General features: G+C 41.1%; 16 protein-coding genes and 1 pseudogene. 16 read left to right on the forward strand and 1 reads right to left on the reverse strand.

Features of this window, described 5'->3' with window-relative positions; all coding sequences use genetic code 11:
- Nucleotides 1-259: 259 nt before the first annotated feature.
- From gyrA to ACYQ21_RS06350, 4 genes are all read left to right on the forward strand, one after another.
- Nucleotides 260-2,743 carry a DNA gyrase subunit A gene (gene gyrA, locus ACYQ21_RS06335; RefSeq protein ID WP_460056552.1) on the forward strand — a complete coding sequence of 828 codons (2,484 nt, stop codon included), beginning with the start codon at nucleotides 260-262 and terminating at the stop codon, nucleotides 2,741-2,743.
- A 22-nt stretch (nucleotides 2,744-2,765) separates the two neighbouring features.
- Nucleotides 2,766-3,803, forward strand: a complete 1,038-nt coding sequence (locus ACYQ21_RS06340) for an FAD:protein FMN transferase (RefSeq protein ID WP_460056627.1) — start codon at nucleotides 2,766-2,768, stop codon at nucleotides 3,801-3,803.
- A 36-nt stretch (nucleotides 3,804-3,839) separates the two neighbouring features.
- Nucleotides 3,840-4,568 (forward strand): class A sortase, encoded by a 729-nt coding sequence (locus ACYQ21_RS06345; RefSeq protein ID WP_460056554.1) that lies wholly within the window; start codon nucleotides 3,840-3,842, stop codon nucleotides 4,566-4,568.
- A gap of 81 nt (nucleotides 4,569-4,649) precedes the next feature.
- The gene (locus ACYQ21_RS06350; RefSeq protein WP_460056556.1) at nucleotides 4,650-4,997 is read left to right on the forward strand and encodes a hypothetical protein; all 348 of its coding nucleotides are present in this window, start codon (nucleotides 4,650-4,652) and stop codon (nucleotides 4,995-4,997) included.
- 276 nt (nucleotides 4,998-5,273) lie between these two features.
- Here the strand turns inward: ACYQ21_RS06350 and ACYQ21_RS06355 are convergent.
- A pseudogene (locus tag ACYQ21_RS06355) lies at nucleotides 5,274-6,577 on the reverse strand (IS4 family transposase).
- A gap of 326 nt (nucleotides 6,578-6,903) precedes the next feature.
- On the opposite strand from ACYQ21_RS06355, the gene trpE reads away from it, so the two are divergent.
- The 12 genes from trpE to uvrC all read left to right on the forward strand — a co-directional run bounded on the left by trpE (nucleotide 6,904) and on the right by uvrC (nucleotide 19,084).
- Complete coding sequence (gene trpE, locus ACYQ21_RS06360) at nucleotides 6,904-8,280, forward strand: anthranilate synthase component I (protein WP_460056559.1); 1,377 nt, start codon at nucleotides 6,904-6,906, stop codon at nucleotides 8,278-8,280.
- Nucleotides 8,264-8,821, forward strand: a complete 558-nt coding sequence (locus ACYQ21_RS06365; protein WP_460056562.1) for an aminodeoxychorismate/anthranilate synthase component II — start codon at nucleotides 8,264-8,266, stop codon at nucleotides 8,819-8,821. The genes trpE and ACYQ21_RS06365 overlap by 17 nt, the downstream gene beginning before the upstream one ends.
- Nucleotides 8,822-8,841: 20 nt before the next feature.
- Nucleotides 8,842-9,438 (forward strand): hypothetical protein, encoded by a 597-nt coding sequence (locus tag ACYQ21_RS06370; RefSeq protein WP_460056564.1) that lies wholly within the window; start codon nucleotides 8,842-8,844, stop codon nucleotides 9,436-9,438.
- Nucleotides 9,439-9,534: 96 nt separating this feature from the next.
- Nucleotides 9,535-10,539, forward strand: coding sequence for an anthranilate phosphoribosyltransferase (gene trpD, locus ACYQ21_RS06375; RefSeq protein WP_460056566.1), 1,005 nt, complete (start codon nucleotides 9,535-9,537; stop codon nucleotides 10,537-10,539).
- Complete coding sequence (locus tag ACYQ21_RS06380; RefSeq protein ID WP_460056568.1) at nucleotides 10,539-10,826, forward strand: chorismate mutase; 288 nt, start codon at nucleotides 10,539-10,541, stop codon at nucleotides 10,824-10,826. Before trpD ends, ACYQ21_RS06380 begins: the two co-directional genes overlap by 1 nt.
- 29 nt (nucleotides 10,827-10,855) lie before the next feature.
- A complete protein-coding gene (gene trpC / locus ACYQ21_RS06385; RefSeq protein WP_460056571.1) occupies nucleotides 10,856-11,626 on the forward strand; it encodes an indole-3-glycerol phosphate synthase TrpC in 771 nt (256 codons plus the stop codon).
- Nucleotides 11,616-12,248 carry a phosphoribosylanthranilate isomerase gene (locus ACYQ21_RS06390; protein WP_460056574.1) on the forward strand — a complete coding sequence of 211 codons (633 nt, stop codon included), beginning with the start codon at nucleotides 11,616-11,618 and terminating at the stop codon, nucleotides 12,246-12,248. Before trpC ends, ACYQ21_RS06390 begins: the two co-directional genes overlap by 11 nt.
- Nucleotides 12,227-13,552, forward strand: coding sequence for a hypothetical protein (locus ACYQ21_RS06395; RefSeq protein ID WP_460056576.1), 1,326 nt, complete (start codon nucleotides 12,227-12,229; stop codon nucleotides 13,550-13,552). Before ACYQ21_RS06390 ends, ACYQ21_RS06395 begins: the two co-directional genes overlap by 22 nt.
- 34 nt (nucleotides 13,553-13,586) lie before the next feature.
- On the forward strand, nucleotides 13,587-14,825 hold the full coding sequence (gene trpB / locus ACYQ21_RS06400; protein WP_460056578.1) for a tryptophan synthase subunit beta: 1,239 nt from the start codon (nucleotides 13,587-13,589) through the stop codon (nucleotides 14,823-14,825).
- A 178-nt stretch (nucleotides 14,826-15,003) separates the two neighbouring features.
- Nucleotides 15,004-15,777 carry a tryptophan synthase subunit alpha gene (trpA, locus tag ACYQ21_RS06405; protein WP_460056581.1) on the forward strand — a complete coding sequence of 258 codons (774 nt, stop codon included), beginning with the start codon at nucleotides 15,004-15,006 and terminating at the stop codon, nucleotides 15,775-15,777.
- Nucleotides 15,778-15,905: 128 nt separating this feature from the next.
- A complete protein-coding gene (rpsA, locus tag ACYQ21_RS06410; RefSeq protein WP_460056584.1) occupies nucleotides 15,906-17,147 on the forward strand; it encodes a 30S ribosomal protein S1 in 1,242 nt (413 codons plus the stop codon).
- A gap of 149 nt (nucleotides 17,148-17,296) precedes the next feature.
- Nucleotides 17,297-19,084, forward strand: a complete 1,788-nt coding sequence (gene uvrC, locus ACYQ21_RS06415) for an excinuclease ABC subunit UvrC (RefSeq protein ID WP_460056586.1) — start codon at nucleotides 17,297-17,299, stop codon at nucleotides 19,082-19,084.
- Nucleotides 19,085-19,108 lie beyond the last annotated feature (24 nt).

The raw sequence follows: 19,108 nt of genomic DNA on the forward strand, positions 1-19,108 counted from the left end.
TTTGAAGGATTTGGAAATGCGTAAAAAGAAGATGAGCATTCGTCTCAAACGTTTTTCGTTATCAATGACTTTTCCAGATTATTTGGCACAGTTGTTTTCAATGTGAGAGCTGTTATTTTTAAAAACATGCTTTATATTTTGGGATTGGAGAGAGAGTCATGCGTTTGTCGTGCGTGGAGCTAGGCATGCCTAGCTTTTTTCCTATTTTTTTGGTACAATGGAAACAATACGTGATTAGTATTTGAAAGGCTGTAAATTAATGCAAGACAAAAATTTGGTCAGTGTCAATCTGGCGAGTGAAATGAAGACAAGTTTCATCGACTATGCTATGAGTGTCATTGTGGCACGGGCGTTACCCGATGTACGTGACGGTCTAAAACCAGTGCATCGCCGTATTCTCTACGGTATGAATGAGTTGGGTGTGACCCCTGATAAACCACATAAAAAATCTGCCCGTATCACTGGTGATGTCATGGGTAAATACCATCCACATGGTGATTCGGCAATCTATGAATCCATGGTTCGGATGGCGCAATGGTGGAGTTATCGCCACATGCTTGTTGACGGTCATGGTAACTTCGGTTCTATGGATGGCGATGGCGCCGCTGCCATGCGTTATACAGAGGCACGGATGAGCAAGATTGCGCTTGAAATGTTGCGCGATATTAACAAAAAAACAGTCGATTTTATTGATAACTACGATGGGACTGAGCGAGAACCCGTCGTCCTTCCTGCGCGTTTTCCTAACCTTTTGGTCAATGGAACGACTGGGATTGCCGTTGGTATGGCGACCAATATTCCACCGCATAATTTAGGTGAGACGATTGATGCTGTCAAACTCCTTATGGCCAATCCTGAGGCGACGACACGTGACATCATGGAAGTGATGCCCGGTCCTGACTTCCCAACAGGTGCCCTTGTCATGGGACGTAGCGGTATTCACCGCGCCTATGAAACCGGGAAAGGGAGCATTACGCTACGTGCTAAGTCAGAGATTGAAATCACAAAATCTGGCAAGGAACGTATCGTCATTACCGAATTTCCGTACATGGTTAATAAGGCGAAACTCCATGAGCATATCGTGCGTTTGGCGCAAGAAAAGCGGATTGAGGGTATCACTGCAGTCCGTGATGAGTCTAACCGTGATGGTGTTCGCTTTATTATTGAAGTTCGCCGTGACGCATCTGCCAATGTTATCCTGAATAATTTATATAAATTAACCAGCGTTCAGACTAATTTCAGCTTTAATATGCTGGCAATCGTTGATGGTGCACCGAAAATTTTGTCAGTCAAAGAAATTTTGACACACTATATCGCCCACCAAAAAGAAGTGATTACCCGTCGGACACAGTTTGACAAGGAAAAAGCTGAGGCGCGTGCCCATATTTTAGAAGGCTTGTTGATTGCCCTTGATAATATTGATGAAATCATCAAAATTATTCGTGGGTCAGAAACAGATGCTGTTGCCCAAGCTGAATTGATGTCACGTTTTGAGCTTTCAGAGCGTCAGTCACAAGCCATTCTCGATATGCGCTTGCGTCGTTTGACAGGTTTGGAACGTGATAAGATTCAGAAAGAATATGATGATTTATTGGCCTTGATTGCTGATTTGATTGATATTCTAGCGAAACCAGAGCGCGTTGTTGCCATTATCACTGAAGAAATGGAAGAGATTAAGCGTAAATTTGCGGATCCTCGTCGGACAGAATTGCTGATCGGTGAAGTCCTCAGCGTGGAAGACGAAGACTTAATCGAAGAAGAAGATGTCTTGATTACCTTGTCAAATAAAGGCTATATCAAACGTCTCAACCAAGACGAATTCCGCGCCCAAAACCGTGGTGGACGTGGCGTGCAAGGCTCTGGCGTGTCAGATGAAGATTTCATCAAACACATGGTATCAACCTCAACGCATGATCATCTCTTGTTCTTTACCAATCGTGGTCGCGTTTACCGCATGAAAGCCTATGAAATTCCAGAGTATGGTCGTCAGGCGAAAGGGCTGCCAATCGTCAACCTGCTTAAATTGGACGAAGGCGAGACGATTCAAACCGTTATCAACGTCGAAAAATCTGACCAAGAGCGCTTCCTCCTCTTTACTACCCTACGTGGGATTGTCAAACGGACGAACGCCAATCACTTTGCCAACATCAGAACCAATGGTTTGAAAGCTCTGAACCTGCGTGAAGATGACCAACTGGTCAACGTCTTACTCACAACAGGTCATGAAGAGCTCATCATCGGCACACATAACGGCTATTCTGTTCGTTTCAAAGAAAATATCCTCCGTGATATGGGTCGGACAGCGACGGGTGTCAAAGGTGTCAACCTCCGTGAAGGCGACTTTGTTGTCGGCTCAAGTACCATTGACAATAACCAAGAAGTCCTCGTTATCAGTGAAAACGGTCTCGGCAAACGGACAGAAGCTGAGCAGTACCCAACTAAAGGTCGTGGCGGTAAAGGGATCAAAGTCATGAACATCACTGAGCGGACGGGTAAATTAGCCGGTCTCGTGACCGTTAATGGCAACGAAGACCTCATGCTGATTACAGATACAGGCGTCGTCATCCGTACCGACGTTGCCAACATTTCCCAAACTGGCCGCAGCGCCCAAGGCGTGAAAGTCATGCGTTTGGACAAAGAAGCGCACATCGTGACCTTTGCTTTAGTCGAGAAAGAACCCGAGCAGCTTAATGACGAAACCGCTGAAAATGGCTCTGAGGAAGTAACAAGTGGAGAAGTTTAAAAAAAGTCTAGGCTTTATCGCCATGCTTTTGGGGCTTAGTCTGGTTTTGACAGTCTGCGTGTCACACAAGCGTGATTTGCGCACAGAACCCTACGTCAAAGAAACTTTTACCATGGGCACTTACGTCAAAATTACTGCCTATGATAAAGGGCACGAAAAAGATATTGTCGCGGCACTTGCGATTGCCAAAGATTATGATAAAAAAACTTCAGTCAACCAATCGGGCAGTGAACTAGATGCCATCAATGAACAGGCAGGTATTAAGCCGGTCAAGGTCTCAAAATCAGTCTATAAATTGCTCAAAGAAGCCTATGCTTATTCTGAAAAACAGACGGGATTTGACATGATGATTGGGGCTATCAGTAGCCTCTGGCACATCGGATTTGATGATGCCAGAAAGCCAAGTCAGACTGAAATTAATCAAGCCTTGCCGCTCGTTTCTTATCGATTGATAGCGTTTGATGATCAAAAACAAACCGTCTATATCACGAAAAAAGGGGCTAAGATAGATTTAGGTGCGATTACCAAAGGCTATGTGTCTGATCAGATGACGGATTATCTGAAAGCACATGGTGTGACAACGGCGATTGTTGATTTGGGGTCGTCAAGTCTATCTTTGATTGGTCAGTCGCATCGGGGTGAAAATGAGCCTTGGACGATTGGCATTAAAGACCCTAATCAAGCGGTATCCGCACAAGTTGGTTTCTTAGAGGTGCAAGACGAATCTGTGTCAACTTCTGGCATTTATGAAAGGTTCTTAGAAGTAGATGGTAAAATCTATCCGCATTTACTAGACCCCAAAACGGGCTATCCCTTTGATAATGATATTCAAAGTGTCACTATTGTTAGTAAAAAAGGGGTAGACGGTGATGCGCTTTCAACCACAATCTTTTCTTTAGGCACCAAAAAAGGTTATGAGTTTGTCGAGCAGCATAAAAATATCGAAGCCATTTTTGTTGATAAAGATAATAAAGTCTACGTTAGTAAAAATTTGAAAGAACGCTTTGAAATTGATAAAAAATCTGATTATCAACTCGGTGATATCGCTGATTTAAAATAATGCAATAAGTTACAAGTGTAGCAAGGGAGAGATCTAATGAAAAAATTGAGACGCTGGTTAGTGAATATCTTTCTGATATTGCTATTAATGCTAAGCTTATTACTCATTTTTAACAAAGGTTTTCGAAACATGCTCATGGCATGGAATGCCAATAAATATCAAGTGACCAAGATTGATAAAAAAACGTTGAAGAAAAATGATCAAAAAGGCATTGGCGACTTTGATTTTTCAAAAGTCAATCCAATTTCCTTTGAAGATGTGATGAAAAATCAGTTAAATGCACAGCAACTGCCAGTTATTGGAGGCATTGCTATCCCTGATTTAGGAATTAACCTCCCAATTTTTCGCGGCATTGGTAATGTGGAACTTATGTACGGTGCGGGTACCATGAAAGAAGATGCCGTCATGGGGCAAGGCAATTATGCCTTAGCGAGTCATCATGTCACTGGTGTGGCTGGTGCCCCACAGTTACTCTTTACACCACTTGAACGTGCAAAAAAAGAGATGGTAATTTACATCACGGATAAAGAAAAAATTTATGAATATAAAATTCGTGATGTCCAAGTTATGACACCTGATCATGTTGAAGTGATTGATGCTCATCCCGGCAAGAAAGAGCTAACGCTCGTGACTTGTGATGATATTGAAGCGGTTAATCGGATAATTATCTTTGCGGATTATGTCAAGGAATTTCCATTTGATACCGCTAAAAGTGACATTCGACAAGCTTTTGAGCTAAAATATAATCAGTTTTCAAACTTTTAAAAGGTTGAAATAATAAAAATATGTTATAATTATAATACCAAAATGTCAAGTTATTTGCTGTCAGTAATTGGAGGTAAAAAAATGAAACCAGTTAAAATTGTTGTTGATATTTTATTGTTATTATGTTTTATCATATTGATGTTTTTTCGTGAGACAGGGCCAGAAGCGCATATTGCTGCTGGATTGAGCATGATTGTTTTAGTTTGGATTCATGTCATTTTAAATCGTTTACAAATTAAAGCAGTCATCAGAAGAAAAATAACAAAAAATGACTTAGCCATCAAGGGAATAGCAGTGGTATCAATTTTACTTTTTGGATTTCTTAGCGTGAAAAGTGCGATTGATGTCCTCCCAAAATTAGTGGACGACCATGACAGAGTTGACACTAACACAGGGAAAACTATTCCGAAAGAAGATGAAGATAAATGACGTATTTTGATGAAACAAATCAGAAAAGTGAAGATTTCATGGTCTACTCATATGACCTTAAAATAAAAGTTGAACGTGTCCATAGATACTAACTCTATCTCACAAAAAAACAGGTCAGAATTCAATGTCATTAAGTTAAGCCATTAGATGTCAACAATCAGGAAATGCAGGGGCTCTCAATTTTGAGAGCCTCTGCACTTTTTCTTTCTCTTTGAATTCTGCACATGTCAAAATGGGCGATACGACTCGCCGCCATTATTTAGGCCGTTTTCATAGCTAAGCTAGTCTGTACAAAAAACTAGAAAATCCCTTATTTGCCAATTTTAGAGGATCTGCTCTCCCTTCTCTTATCGGTAAGATATATTTTTTAATCAAGCCTCTCACGTTGATTGAAGATGAACAAAAAAACGCTTTACATATACCAAAAGCTTGTGTGAAATTGATTTGATAGTTATGCTTGGTATCCTTCTTTTCAAGAAAAGTAGCCATGGCAATCATCATAGAAAAATTGTACATCATCAAGCGTGCGTAGATTTCTTGATAAATGAACGCTTTCTTTTTAGCGTGTAAACTGGCAAGTTCCAAAGCATATTTCAATTCTCTAAATGACGTTTCAATTCCCCAACGAAGGTGATAAAGTTTTTTGATGTCATCGACTGAAAATTCTTTTTCATTTAGGTTTGTGACGATTGATTCGTAGGTAGTTTCGCTAATCTTGAACCTAACAACGCGTAATTTCATCACATAATAATCCTTGGCGCCAATCGGTAAAAAGTCAAATTTTGATGTGGTTGATAAGAAATGGTAACTAGGATCAGCCTTGATTTCTTTTGTTTGACATCTAGTCAGTTAAACACTATTTCGGTATCAAAACAGTCTTTTTTAGGTAGAGGCAAATTGTTAAGAAAACCTTTACTCATGATATCTTTCTCACGAATCACAAACTTTTGCCCACTCTGCTTAAGGTACTCATAAACATTAAAAGAGCGATAACCACGGTCTGCAATAATAATTGTTTTCTGTTTAAACTTGGACTTATCGACCATTCTAAGCAGACTTTCCCGCTCATCTACTTCGTTGCGGCCTTGAAAATCAACCGAAACAAAAATTTTATTCAGAACATCGTAAAGTGCATTAAGATGTAATAGATTATAGCTACTTTGAACGGCTTCAATGTATGTCGTAGCATCCATTTTATCACGTGGTAGCCTAAGGTCAGAACCATCATGCGCATAGAGGAGGTACCCTTTATAGTTTTTTTGACATCTGTCAAAGGCATGTGTGGTTTGAAATAGCTTTTCAAATGCTTCAATTTTTATTTTCTTTCTAGCTTGAATAAAAGCAGAAGCCGTTGGTGTCACAGGACTAAACTTAAAATAATGGAGTAATTCACTAGACAAACTCTGCCCACCCATAGATAGAATAAATTTGAGGCTTGTTTCAAGGTTTAGTTTTCTATTTCTAGAAAAATCTTGAGGGGAACTGGTAAAACGTTCAGAATGTTTGACGATAGAGATTGCCTGCTCTAATTTGTATTTAGTAGTAAATTTTATTTTCGCTTGACATCTTGTCAGAATAATCGTAAAATTAGAACAATAGCAGAAGAAGTAGCGAGATATTAGGACTTTCAGGGACTTGTCGGTGATTGCGAGACAAGAGTTCGATCACGTGAATGGGCTGCGATGTGTGGACTAATCTTAGGATAGTTCAATCTTGATTCGAAACGATAAGAATCACGAGGGTGCCCGATATCGCACAATCCCTTGCTTGAGGGAGATGAGATGTAGAGAAAAGCTATTTCAAATAGGTTTTTTCTCTACAAATTGAGGTGGCACCGCGTGTGATAACGTCCTCGACGAAAGTTTAGTCTTTCGTCGAGGACTTTTTGTATAGAAAGCGTATATTTATGACTTTAAGAAAAACGATTAATGCAGACATTATCACACCTATTCTAGCTTATTTGAGATTGGAGTTGAAACACAAGCTGATTTTGGAATCTATTCCAAGAGAAAAGGAAAATTCACGCTACTCCATGATTGCCTATAACCCAGTGCATGAAATTAAGTTTGAAAAGGGTGTCCTGACGGATAATGGTCAGGTCAAAACGGGTGTTCCACTCGATTATCTGGGTGAGCTGACGGTTAAAAATACAGAGGCTTCAAGCCTACCGTTTACGGGTGGCGCTATCGGTTTCGTGAGTTATGATACCATTTCCCTTTATGAAAATATCGGGCAAATTCCTGAGGACGTGATTGGTACGCCAGATTTGCACTTTTTCCTTTATGAATCTTATCTGATTTTTGACCATAAAAAGGAGCAGATTACCATTGTTGAGTCAGATATTTATAGCGAGCGCTCAGCGCTTGACCAGCAATTAGCCATGGATTTGGTGCTGTCAAACTTGACGCGACCGCATAAAAATGAGTTTGAAACGGTCAAGCTCAATCCCTTGTCGTTCAAAAGTAACACGGCAAAGGCTGACTTTATCAAAATGGTTGAGCAAGCGAAAACCTACATCAAAAATGGCGATATGTTCCAAATTGTTCTCAGTCAACGCTTGACGAGCCAGATTACGGGCAATCCTTTTGACTATTATCGAAATCTGCGCTTGACCAATCCGTCAAATTATCTCTATTTCCTAGATTTTGGCGATTATCAAATCATGGGCGCCAGTCCTGAAAGTCTCGTGTCTGTCAAAAATGGCGTGGTGACAACTAATCCGATTGCGGGAACACGACCGCACGGCGCTGATGAGGCAGAAGATGATGCCTTATCCAAAGATTTATTAGGGGATCAAAAAGAAGTCGCGGAGCATCGGATGTTAGTCGACCTAGGCCGTAATGACATCGGGAAGATTTCTAAAGTTGGTACGGTCAAAGTGACCAAGTACATGGAAGTCGAGTATTTCCGCTATGTCATGCACCTGACTAGCGTTGTCAAAGGGGAGCTTTTAGATAGCGTTTCTAGCCTAGACGCTCTCAAGTCAACCTTGCCGGCAGGTACTGTATCAGGCGCACCGAAAATCCGCGCTATGCAACGGATTTACGAGTTAGAAAAAACAAAACGTGGCATTTATGCAGGTGCCATCGGCTATCTGTCGAGTAACTCAGATATGGATTTCGCCATCGCCCTGAGAACCATGGTCCTAAAAGATGGCAAAGCACACGCCCAAGCAGGCGCAGGCATCGTCTTTGACAGCGTCCCAGAAAACGAGTATCAGGAAACCCTCAACAAGGCCAAAGCCATGACCAAGATTGGAGAAAGCAATGATTTTATTAGTTGATAACTACGACAGTTTTACCTATAATTTAGCCCAATACATCGGCGAATTTGCCGAAGTCAAGGTTTTGCGCAATGACGACCGAGACCTCTACGACGTGGCCGAGGCGGCAGATAAAATCGTCTTTTCACCCGGCCCCGGTTGGCCTGCTGACGCTGGCAGAATGGAAGAGATGATTCGTGACTTTGCCGGCAAGAAGCCAATCCTAGGCATCTGTCTCGGACACCAAGCCATTGCTGAAGTATTCGGAGGCAAATTAGACTTGGCACAAAAAATCATGCACGGTAAAACTTCCATGGCTGAAAGCTTGCAGGACACGCCATTATTGGCAGACATTCCCAAAACGCATGAAATCATGCGCTATCACTCAATTGTGATTTCAGACATGCCAGCAGATTTTGACATCTTATCGAAAACAACTGATGACCATGAGATTATGGCAATTCAGCATAAGACGCTACCGATTTTTGGCATGCAGTATCACCCAGAGAGTATTGGCACACCTGATGGGCTGCGGATGATTGAAAATTTTGTGGGGTTGTGACCCTAGAAAGGAACAAAGTAATGACTGAAAAATATGAAGCGCTTTTATCGAAAACTTATGATGACGCCGTTAATTTTTTGCTAGAAAAATATGGTCCAGCAACTTCTGATTACTTTTCTGAAAAATCGTATAATCGATTTAAATCTGGAGAAATAAAAAGCATCTCCAAAGGGAAAATTACGAGAACAAGTGAGGGGTTATATTGTCATCATATAGATGAAGATAAAATAATCATGATTTCTAATCCTGCTTTTATAAAAGCACTTGATATTCCTTACGACTACCAAAAGAAGAACAGACTTGTCTATTGCGATTTAATCGAACATGGTATTTTACATGTTTTAATTGCAACAGAAAACAAAAATAAACCAGTTCTTGGCGAAGTTGGGATAGGTGGCTATTTAAATTTTATAAGACCAGAGCTTTATTGGTGGCTTATAGAGAATAAAGTCCCAACCACATTATGGCGAAAGAATTGTTATGACAAAATTTACATGGATGAAAATAAAGCAACAAAATTATTATCTAATATAGACGGTTTTCTGATAGAAAATTATCCCATCACCCAAGAGATGATAGATAGTTTTACTTTAAGTAAATTGGATGCGTTTAGTTAATATATAAAGTTATCAACTAAAATCTGAGATAAATAATTAATTTCAAATGCGGTAATTAGTAAAAATACAGTAAAATATTTTTAGAAAGAAGTCCTTATGAAAGAAAACCTAGTTAAACTCATGAACCGTGAGAATCTCTCACGTTATGAAGTCAATCAAATGGCAAATGCCATGTTTAATGGTGAGCTGACGGATTCACAACTCTCAGCTATTCTCATCGCGCTTGCGATGAAAGGTGAAACCGTTGATGAAATGGCGGGGATTGTGGATGTTGTCCGTGATAAGGCTTTGCATATTCCAACGACTGTAACAACGGTCATGGATAACTGTGGCACGGGTGGCGATTTGTCTTTTTCATTTAATGTGTCAACGACATCAGCTTTTGTCTTAGCTGCGGGTGGCGTGAAAATGGCCAAGCATGGCAATCGCTCGATTTCTTCCAAGTCTGGTTCGGCTGATGTGCTAGAAGCACTCGGTATCAATCTTTATCACACACCAGATGAACTGGCTGAGATTTTTGATCAGACGGGGCTAGTCTTTCTCTTTGCCCAACATGTACATCCCAATATGCGCTATGTCATGCCAGTTCGGCGTGAGTTGGAGGTTCGCACGGTGCTCAATCTCATCGGCCCTTTCACAAATCCAGTCAATCTTGATACCCAGTTACTTGGTACCTCTCGTCCCGACCTTCTAACAACGACGGCTGAAGTCCTGAAATCATTGGGACGGCGACGTGCTGTGGTCGTGAGTGGGCCAAATAATATGGATGAGGCGAGTTTGGATGGGATGAATCGCTATGCGCTGCTGGATGAGACCGGTGAGATTACGGTACATGAGTTCGACAATGAAAGTCTGGGGATGCCGCGCGTGACCTTGCAGGAGATTCGTGGTGGCGAGGGTAAGGAAAATGCGGTGATTCTCAAGTCCGTGCTCAATAATGAGCCGAGTCCTTTCTTGGAAGTGACGGTTTTGAATGCTGGTCTTGGTTTTTTTGCCAATGGTTGTGTGACAACGATAGCGGAAGGCGTTGCCAAAGCGCGTGATGTGATTGCGAGCGGTGCCGCAATGGCTAAGTTAGTCGAAATGCAGGAGTTGAAATGATGGCTGAAAGTTTGACTCAAGTTCGTGCTGAAATTGATAAAATCGATGTTGCGCTGATTGGTTTGATTGCGAAACGTGGTGAGTTCGTCAAGCAAGCAGCGACTTTTAAAACGACAGCAGCGCAAGTAGCAGCGCCTGAACGTGTGCAGCAAGTGATTGATAAAGTGACCAAACTCGCGCCTGAAAAGGGTGCTGATACGCAACTTGTCGAAAATCTCTATCGTCAAATGATAGCGGATTTTATTAGGATTGAACATCAGGCGTTTAAGGTTAATCTTAATGATTAGTTTACCGTGCAGTAAAGGAAAGATAAGTAATGGAAAATTTTCTCGAAAAAATATTAGCAGAAAAGCAAATCGAAGTGGCAGAGATGGTCATGGAAACACCTGGAAAAGTTCGGCAAGTCAAGGGTTTTATCGAGCGACTGCGTGACAATTCTGAGACCTTGCAAGTGATTGGTGAAGTCAAACGTGCCTCACCGTCACTTGGTGCCATCAATATGACTGTCGATGTCTTAGAGCAAGCGACAAGTTATGCAGCGGCGGGTGTTTCAGCTATTTCAGTTTTAACAGACCCAGTTTTTTTCAAAGGATCGATTGACGATTTGCGCATGGTTGCCCAAAACGTTGATGTGCCGGTGTTGAACAAGGATTTTATCATTGATAAAAAGCAGATTTCGCGTGCGGTCAATAGTGGGGCAACGATTGTTTTGTTGATTGTTGCTTGCCTGTCTGAAAAAGACTTGCAAGACTTGTATGACTATGCCATATCACTCGGTTTAGAAGTCTTGGTAGAAGTGCACAATGCTGAAGAACTGGCGATTGCGCACCGGATCAATGCTGAGTTGATTGGCGTTAATAATCGCAATCTCAAGACATTCGAAGTCAGTCTTCAGAATAGTCTTGACTTGGTCGCCTTACAAGAAAACGGTCGCTTTTATATCTCAGAGTCTGGTATTAAGTCACCTGTTGAGGCTGGAATCGTAGCCCACGACTTCCGTGCAGTCCTCGTTGGCGAAGCCTTGATGAAGGATGGCAACCCGAAAGCAGCGGCGAAAGGGCTTCAGGTCAAGCGCCATGTGGATTAAAATTTGCGGTTTATCAACACAAGCAGCTGTTGAAACGGCGGTGACCTTTGGTGCGACGCATATCGGGTTTGTGTTCGCTGAAAGCAAGCGCCAAGTCACGCCAGAATACGCCAAATATTTGGCAAAAGATGTGCCGAAAACAGTCAAAAAAGTTGGCTTATTTGTCAATGAAGACTTGGCTGTCGTCCAAGAAGTGGTAGGAAAAGTCGGGCTCGACATGGTGCAACTTCATGGACAAGAAAACGCGGACTATGCGGCGCAAGTCGGTGTACCCGTTATTAAGGCTTTTGGCATCAAGGATGGTAAAATACCAGCTGCCATCGCCGATTTTAAAGCACACACGATTCTATTAGATGCGCCGCCAGCCCAATTTGCTGGTGGCAGTGGCGAAACTTTCGATTGGGAAAAGGTCGATCTGACCGCCTTAGACGGCTATCGATTTTTTGTAGCCGGAGGCTTGAATCCCGAGAACGTCAGTCAAGCGATTGCTATTTTCAATCCGACTGGGGTTGATGTTTCTAGTGGGGTTGAGACGGATGGTGGGAAGGATTTGGAGAAGATTCAGAACTTTATAAAGATTAGTAAAGGTAAACGAAAAACATGGAGAGTGAAAATCTTGTAGCATTTATGGAATATTCTTCAAAGATACTGTCTTATGGTATGTCACTATATTTATTATTCTTCAGATTCTATAAACACAAGACTATGTATGGAATAGAAAAAGAATTAGAAAAGGATTACGAAAAGTTTATACGGATTACTATAAATTTTATTTTACTAGGAGTAGTTTTCGTTCTTCTTATGATTTTATCTATACCTCTTAAAAATCAAGAAGAATTTATAACAATTAAAAATCAGGAAGAATACAATTATACAGTTGAATTTAAAGAGCAATATTCACAAATAAAAATATCGGAAAATGGTATAAAACCTAAAAAAGAAATTTTGTGTTCCATTTTTAAAAAGAAATTAAATCAAAAGGAGTTTGAATTACTTTCTAATTCAATAAAACAATTCTATATAGCTGAAATTGATAAAAACCATGGAATAATTGAAAATAGAGAAGGTGGTATTGAACTAAAGCAGAAAATTGATTATATTTTAAAAGAGGATTTAAGTATAGAAGGATTTGAAAATCTTTCTGAAAACAAGAAGGTAAGAATAGAAAAAATTAAGAATAACTACTTGATAAAAGCACCGTATGAAAAAGAAGAAACAATTTTATATTTCATAGCGGAAGAAAAATTATTAAATATCAATATACCTACAAAAGAAATGTATGGTAAATATCTAGAAGAAGAACGAAAGAAATCAAGTATAGAATTTCTTCTTCTAGTAGTTTCAATGTTAGGGGTGCTATATACTTTTGGACATTTTATCCATAATAGGTATTGGTCTCCATATACAATATTTAAAGTTGATGATTTAGAATATGTGCTTCTGAAAAAAATGGATGATAAAAATATTTTAGCCACTAAATATTATCAAGTTAAAAATAGGAGACGAACAAAAATTGTTAGTGAGGTATTCAAGTTTAATGAAACTATTCTGAATAATCAGCTTTTGCGTATAGAAAATATAAATGAAATATCAAAACGTCGTAACATATCAATGTACAATGACTCTATCATTATAAAGTATATTTTTCGTGAAAATGGAAGAAATGTATTGAGCTATTTGATTAATATATTTATCGTTTTAATGCTATTCATTTTTTGGATAATTGGTTCGATATTTATCATATCTTTTTTATACTATCTTTGGTATTTACTGCAACAAAGTATAAGTTTGAATGTTGACTTTGATATAGAATTTGCAATTGGATTATGGTTGATATTCTTTTTGATAACTTCCCTCATGATAATTATTTTTTATATAATACCTATACGAAGTGGAAAAAAAGAAAATGAAATTCAAAAAATTTAAAGATTGATATACAATAAAAACAAGGAGAGCAAAAATGACCTACCAAAAACCAGACCAAGCCGGTTTCTTCGGCACCTACGGGGGCACATTCGTACCAGAAACGCTGATGTACGCCGTCAAAGAACTCAAAGCAGCCTATGATACCAGCAAAACAGATGAAGTCTTCCAAGCAGAATTAGCAGACCTCCTCAAAAACTATGTCGGTCGTGAAAATCCGCTTTATTTCGCCAAAAATCTGACTGAAAAATGTGGTGGTGCTAAAATTTACCTCAAACGTGAAGACCTCAATCACACAGGTGCTCACAAAATCAACAACGCCCTAGCCCAAGTCATGCTTGCCAAAAAAATGGGCAAGAATAAAATCATCGCTGAAACAGGTGCCGGACAACATGGTGTGGCAACGGCAACTGCTGCCGCGCTCTTTGGCATGGACTGTAAAATCTATATGGGCGCTATCGATGTGCAACGCCAAGAACTAAATGTTTTCCGCATGCAACTTTTAGGTGCAGAAGTTGTACCTGTAACTGATGGCTCTAGTGTCCTCAAAGATGCGGTCAATGCCGCGCTACGTGCATGGGTTGAAAGCGTTGAAGACACCCACTATATCCTTGGCACAGCTGCTGGCCCTGCACCATTTCCAGAAATGGTGCGGGATTTCCAAGCCATTATCGGGCGTGAGGCGCGGGCGCAAATTCTTGAAAAAGAGGGTAAACTTCCTGCGGCTGTCGTCGCCTGTGTCGGTGGGGGGTCAAATGCCGCTGGACTTTTCTATCCTTTTGTCAATGATGCATCGGTTGCCATGATAGGGGTTGAGGCTGCAGGTCGCGGTCTTGATAGCGGAGAAACGGCTGCTTCTATCAACCGTGGCACAGATGGCGTCCTCCATGGCAATATCATGCGCCTGCTCCAAGATGAAAATGGTCAGGTGCAAGAGGCTTACAGTATTTCAGCCGGTTTGGACTACCCGGGTCTTGGTCCGGAGCACTGTCACTGGAACGAAATAGGTCGAGCAGAGTACATCTCAGCCACTGACGATGAAGCCTTAGCAGGGTTCAAAATGCTATGCGTCACCGAAGGTATCATCCCCGCGCTAGAAAGTTCACACGCCATTTCCCAACTGCCAAGCTTGGCGAAACGCTACGGCAAAGATGAGAGTATCATCGTCTGCCTCAGCGGCCGCGGTGATAAGGATGTCGCGCAGATTAAAGCGCGTGCTGAAAATCATGATACTGATAGCGGTGCGACATCGTCGCAAACTTCTGTAGAAAATTAGGAATTTGGGTATGCTTCTGCGCTTGCGCAGGTTCACAAATTGTCTATTTTCTTATGGCATTGTAGTCGCCACTTTAGTGGCTTATAGAAAAGCTAGAGGCAACGTGCCTTAGCGATTTATCGCTTAGGCGTTGACTAGAAGTTAGCTAGAAGTTCAAATAATAAAGGAGAATTTTAAGATGAAAACCTTACGACAACACTTAGAAACGCTCAAAGCAGCTGACAAAACTCTCGTCGTGCCTTACATCATGGCTGGCGATCACGCAAATGGCATTGCGGGACTCCCTGAAACCATCGACTTTTTGGTGGCCAATGGTGCTAGCAGCATTGAAATCGGGATTCCCTTTTCAGATCCAGTAGCTGACGGCCCTGTGATTGAATTAGCGGGGATTCGCGCTTTGAAAAATGGGACGGCTTTGACAAACGTCATTGAAACCCTAAAAACAGTCAAAACAGATGTGCCCTTGGTTATCATGTCTTATCTCAATCCAATCTACAAATACGGTATTGAAAAATTTGTCAACGACCTCAAAGATACACCAGTCAAAGGCTTGATTTTGCCAGATGTCCCACGCGAACATGAGAATATGATTGCACCGTTTTTAGCAGATACTGATATTGCTTTGGTACCACTTGTGACTTTGACCAGCATCCCAGAACGCCAAGCTGAATTAGTAAAAGATGCCCAAGGATTTATTTATGCTGTGACGGTCAATGGTGTCACAGGAGCTGGCCACGATTACCGAGCAGATTTGAATCAACACTTGGCAAAATTAGCTGAGATTTCTGATGCGCCTGTCTTAGCTGGTTTTGGTGTGTCATCCATCGCTCGTGTTGAAAATTTCCGCAAAGCGGTCGACGGTGTCATTGTTGGCTCTTATATTGTGAAAGGATTACACGAAGGCAAAACAGCTGAAATTGCTGAATTTTTACAAAAATCAAGTCAAATATAAAATAAAAAGCGATTTCTATACAAAAATCGCTTTCTTTTTGTTGAAAATTGTGTTAGAATGAACATTAGGACTGTATCTGTCATAAAAGATGTGTACTAGTCAAATTGTTGGAGGAAACTTTTTAAAAAATGAACGAATTTGAAGAACTATTGAACAGCGTCGGTGACGTTAAAGTTGGTGACGTCGTAAGCGGTGAAATTCTCACTGTCGAAGGCGATCAAGCTACTGTAGCTATCGTTGGTACAGGTGTTGAAGGTGTTTTGACGCTTCGTGAACTTACTAACGAACGTGATGCTGATATAAATGACTTCGTCAAAGCTGGTGAAGTTAAGGAACTCTTGGTTGTGAAGCAAATCGTCGGTAAAGAATCAGAAGGCGCTAATGTTTACTTGCTTTCTGAAAAACGTCTTGCTGCACGTAAAGCTTTTTCTGACCTTGAAGGCAAAGAAGGCGAAGTTGTCACAATTAAAGTCTTAAAAGATGTTAAAGGTGGCTTGTCTGTAGACTTCAATGGTGTTCGTGGTTTCATCCCAGCATCTATGATTGACACTTACTTTGTACGCGATACGAAGAAATTTGTCGGTGAAGAGTTTGAAGCTAAAATCATCGAAGTCAACGCTGCTGAAAAACGTTTCATCTTGAGCCGTCGTGCGGTTATCGAAGAAGAATCTAAATCACAACGTGCTGAAGCATTTGCGAACTTGCACGAAGGCGATATCGTTGAGGGGACTGTTGCACGTACAACTGACTTTGGTGCTTTCATTAACCTTGGTGGTGTTGACGGACTTGTTCACGTGACTGAATTGTCTCACGGACGCGTAAAAAAACCTGGCGATGTGGTTAAAGTTGGCGAAACGGTTCAAGTTAAAGTCTTGAAAGTTGACGAAGAAGCTGGTCGTGTTTCACTTTCTCTTAAAGCGACACAGCCTGGTCCTTGGGATGACATCGATGAGAAAGCAGCTGTTGGTTCTGTTCTTGATGGAACTGTTAAACGTATCACTGACTTTGGTGCTTTCGTTGAAATCTTCCCAGGTGTTGAAGGTTTGGTTCACATTTCACAAATCTCTTGGGAACGTGTTGAAAACGCTAAAGATGTCTTGTCAGTAGGTCAAGCCGTTCAAGTTAAAGTACTTGACGTGAAACCAGCTGAAGAACGTATCTCATTGTCTATCAAAGCTTTGACTGAAGCGCCTGCACGTAAAGAACGTTCAAACGATTCAGGTAACGCTACACAAGGTGGACAACGTCGTGATGCTAAACCACGTGCACCACGTCGTAATACGAAACCAGAATACACATTGCCAGAAACACAAGAAGGATTCTCACTTGCTGACTTCTTAGGCGATGATTTCGATATCAACAACTTTTAAGAAAGGTTGTTAAAACGTCCGAAAGGGCGTTTTTTTGTTATAATGGAAAGAAAGCAACGCTAAAAATGGTTTTCATATCAAATTTTTTCTGGATAACAAGGAGAACGTAGTAAAATGGTCAAATTAACATCTTTAAGGCTGGCCACAGTATGAATGAGACAATCAAGGCAAAACTAGCCATACTGCCAGACAACCCCGGCTGTTATTTGCATAAAGATAAAAATGGGACGATTATTTATGTCGGTAAGGCGAAAAATCTGAAAAATCGTGTTCGGTCTTATTTTCGTGGGTCGCATGATACTAAGACAGAGCTATTAGTGTCAGAAATTGTTGATTTTGAATTTATTGTCACAGAGTCAAACATTGAAGCGTTACTCTTGGAAATTAATCTGATTCAAGAGAATATGCCCAAGTATAATATCATGCTCAAGGATGATAAATCTTATCCTTTTATCAAAATCACGCGTGAGAAATATCCGCGCTTGTTAATCACGCGACAGGTTAAAAAAGACGGTTCTCAGTATTTTGGTCCTTATCCAGATGTTGGTGCGGCGAATGAAATCAAACACCTGCTTGACCGTATTTTTCCCTTAAGAAAATGTCACGTCTTACCAAATAAAGTCTGCCTTTATTACCATATGCACCAGTGCTTGGCACCCTGTGTTTTTGACATTAAACCGTCAGAATACACCAGTATGCTAGAGGAAATAACCAAATTTCTCAACGGCGGTGAGGATAAAATCGTCAAGGTATTGGATGCTAAAATGCACGCAGCGGCCGCAGCTTTTGAGTTTGAAAAAGCGGCAGAGTATCGTGATTTGGTCAAGGCAATCGGTACATTGCGCACCAAGCAGCGGGTGATGAATCATGATTTACAAGACCGAGATGTCTTTGGCTATGCGGTAGATAAAGGTTGGATGTGTGTCCAAGTTTTCTTTGTGCGACAGGGGAAACTCATTCAGCGCGATGTCAATCTGTTTCCCTACTATAATGATGCAGATGAAGACTTTCTGACTTACGTTGGTCAATTTTATAAAGGGGCTGACCATTTTATTCCCAAGGAAGTTTTTATTCCGTCGGATATCGATTTGGCATCAGTTCAAGCTTTGACGCAGACGAAAGTCATTCAACCATCTCGTGGCGAGAAGAAACAATTGGTCAATCTCGCGACGAAAAATGCTCGCGTCAGTCTCCAGCAGAAATTTGAACTGGCTGAAAAAAATATTGAAAAAACACACGGTGCCATCGAAAATCTGGGCACAGTCATGAATATCCCGACACCGCGTCGGATTGAGAGTTTCGATAACTCCAATATCATGGGGACAAGTCCGGTCAGTGCCATGGTTGTCTTTATTGATGGGAAACCCTCTAAGAAAGACTATCGCAAGTTTAAGATTAAAACCGTTGTCGGACCAGATGATTATGCCAGTATGCGTGAGGTTATTTTACGGCGTTACAGTCGTGTCATCAAAGAAGAGGGTATCTTGCCTGATTTGATTATCATGGATGGTGGTATTGGTCAGATTAATGCAGCCAAGGAAATTCTTGATAATCTTGGGCTCGATATTCCGATTGCTGGTTTGGCCAAAAATGATAAGCACCAAACGCAAGAGTTACTATTCGGAGACCCTTTGGAAGTTGTACCATTGAGTCGACAAAGTCAGGAATTCTTCTTGTTGCAGCGGATTCAAGATGAAGTTCACAGATTTGCCATCACTTTCCATCGACAAGTTCGCTCCAAGAATTCATTTTCTAGCAAATTGGACGGCATCGACGGCCTAGGTCCTAAACGGAAACAGAAACTGATGCGCACCTTTAAGTCCTTAACCAACATTCAGGCGGCAACGCCAGAAGCAATCCATGAGGCAGGTATTCCTTATGATGTCGCACGCCGCATCAAAGAAACTTTGTCGCCATCAGAAGATGAGGCAAAGTAAGCCATAAAATATGAGCTAAGTGCG

This window comes from Pseudolactococcus yaeyamensis, assembly GCF_054658615.1.